Source organism: Weissella cibaria, from assembly GCF_004521965.1.
Lineage (GTDB): Bacteria > Bacillota > Bacilli > Lactobacillales > Lactobacillaceae > Weissella > Weissella cibaria_A.
Genome location: NZ_SDGK01000004.1, coordinates 1 through 2,876, shown reverse-complemented (window position 1 = coordinate 2,876; position 2,876 = coordinate 1). Strand labels below are relative to the sequence as shown.

1 rRNA gene is annotated in these 2,876 nt (G+C 51.0%); it reads right to left on the bottom strand.

Annotation, left to right across the window (positions count from 1 at the left end):
- Positions 1 to 35: 35 nt before the first annotated feature.
- Positions 36 to 2,876 (bottom strand): 23S ribosomal RNA (locus tag EST42_RS00240); the annotation flags it as partial.

The following is a 2,876-nucleotide window of genomic DNA, read 5'->3' as shown; positions in this document are numbered from 1 at the left end:
CAAACTTCGTTTGAGCCTTACACCACGTTTTCAACTTGGTTAAGTCCTCGAACCATTAGTACTAGTCCGCTCCATGCGTCGCCGCACTTCCACTTCTAGCCTATCTACCTCATCATCTCTGAGGGGTCTTACTTCATAAAGAATGGGAAATCTCATCTCGAGGCGAGTTTCACACTTAGATGCTTTCAGCGTTTATCTCATCCGTACATAGCTACTCAGCGATGCTCCTGGCGGAACAACTGATACACCAGAGGTACGTCCACCCCGGTCCTCTCGTACTAAGGGCAGCTCCTCTCAAATTTCCTACGCCCGCGACGGATAGGGACCGAACTGTCTCACGACGTTCTGAACCCAGCTCGCGTACCGCTTTAATGGGCGAACAGCCCAACCCTTGGGACCGACTACAGCCCCAGGATGCGATGAGCCGACATCGAGGTGCCAAACCTCCCCGTCGATGTGGACTCTTGGGGGAGATAAGCCTGTTATCCCCAGGGTAGCTTTTGTCCGTTGAGCGATGGCCCTTCCATGCGGAACCACCGGATCACTAAGCCCTACTTTCGTACCTGCTCGACTGGTAAGTCTCACAGTCAAGCTCCCTTGTGCCTTTACACTCTGCGAATGATTTCCAACCATTCTGAGGGAACCTTTGGGCGCCTCCGTTACCTTTTAGGAGGCGACCGCCCCAGTCAAACTGCCTGCCAGACACTGTCTTCCACCACGCTTAGTGGTGCGAGTTAGAGTGGTCATACAACGAGGGTAGTATCCCAATGACGCCTCCACCGAAACTAGCGTCCCGGTATCAACGGCTCCTACCTATGCTGTACAAGCTGCACAAACACTCAATATCAAGCTACAGTAAAGCTCCATGGGGTCTTTCCGTCCTGTCGCGGGTAACCCGCATCTTCACGGGTATTTAAATTTCACCGAGTCTCTCGTTGAGACAGTGCCCAGATCGTTACGCCTTTCGTGCGGGTCGGAACTTACCCGACAAGGAATTTCGCTACCTTAGGACCGTTATAGTTACGGCCGCCGTTTACTGGGGCTTCAATTCGTACCTTCGCCGAAGCTAAGCACTCCTTTTAACCTTCCAGCACCGGGCAGGCGTCAGCCCCTATACGTCATCTTACGATTTTGCAGAAACCTGTGTTTTTGATAAACAGTCGCCTGGGCCTATTCACTGCGGCTCAGCTTTCGCTGAGCACCCCTTCTCCCGAAGTTACGGGGTCATTTTGCCGAGTTCCTTAACGAGAGTTCACTCGCTCACCTTAGGATGCTCTCCTCGACTACCTGTGTCGGTTTGCGGTACGGGCAGGTAAACACTAACTAGAAGCTTTTCTCGGCAGCGTGACATCACGGACTTCCCTACTTTATTTCGGTCCTCATCATAACTTGTCCTTAAAAGATAAAGCATTTAACTCGATCTAAGACTTATTATTTAACCCAGCATATCCAGCAGCTGGGATCCGTTAGCCTTCTGCGTCCCTCCATCGTTCAAACATGTTCACCTGGTACAGGAATCTCAACCTGTTATCCATCGACTACGCCTTTCGGCCTCGCCTTAGGTCCCGACTAACCCTGGGAGGACGAGCCTTCCCCAGGAAACCTTAGTCATACGGTGGACAGGATTCTCACCTGTCTTTCGCTACTCATACCGGCATTCTCACTTCTAAGCGCTCCACCAGTCCTCACGGTCTGACTTCATCGCCCTTAGAACGCTCTCCTATCGCGCCACTTACGTGGCACCCGTAGTTTCGGTGGTGTGTTTAGCCCCGGTACATTTTCGGCGCAGAATCACTCGACTAGTGAGCTATTACGCACTCTTTAAATGGTGGCTGCTTCTGAGCCAACATCCTAGTTGTCTATGCAACTCCACATCCTTTTCCACTTAACACACACTTAGGGACCTTAACTGACGATCTGGGCTGTTCCCCTTTCGACAATGGATCTTATCACTCACTGTCTGACTCCCGGACATACGTGATTGGCATTCGGAGTTTATCTTAATTTGGTAACCCGAGATGGGCCCCGCACCAAAACAGTGCTCTACCTCCAACACGCTACATTCCGAGGCTAGCCCTAAAGCTATTTCGGAGAGAACCAGCTATCTCCAAGTTCGATTGGAATTTCACCGCTACCCACACCTCATCCCAGCATTTTTCAACATGCACGGGTTCGGGCCTCCAGTGCGTTTTACCGCACCTTCACCCTGGACATGGGTAGGTCACCTGGTTTCGGGTCTACAACAACGTACTAATTCGCCCATTTCAGACTCGCTTTCGCTACGGCTCCGGTCTTTCCACCTTAACCTTGCACGTTATCGTAACTCGCCGGTTCATTCTACAAAAGGCACGCTATCACCCATTAACGGGCTCTAACTTCTTGTAGGCACATGGTTTCAGGAACTTTTTCACTCCCCTTCCGGGGTGCTTTTCACCTTTCCCTCACGGTACTGGTTCACTATCGGTCACTAGGGAGTATTTAGCCTTGCGAGATGGTCCTCGCGGATTCCGACCGGATTTCACGTGTCCGGCCGTACTCAGGATCCTGACGGGAGGTCAACATTTTTCGCATACGGGGCTATCACCCTGTCTCGCTCAGCTTCCCAGCTGATTCTGCTAAACGCTAACTTTGTAACTCCACAATGTCAGTCCTACAACCCCAAAGTGCAAGCACTTTGGTTTGGGCTCTACCGATTTCGCTCGCCGCTACTGACGGTATCGATTTTTCTTTCTATTCCTGTTGCTAATGAGATGTTTCAGTTCACAACGTCTACCTTCAACCTAACTATATATTCATTAGGTGATAACTTGCAAAACAAGTTGGGTTCCCCCATTCGGAAATCTCCGGATCAAAGCTTACTTACAGCTCCCCGAAGC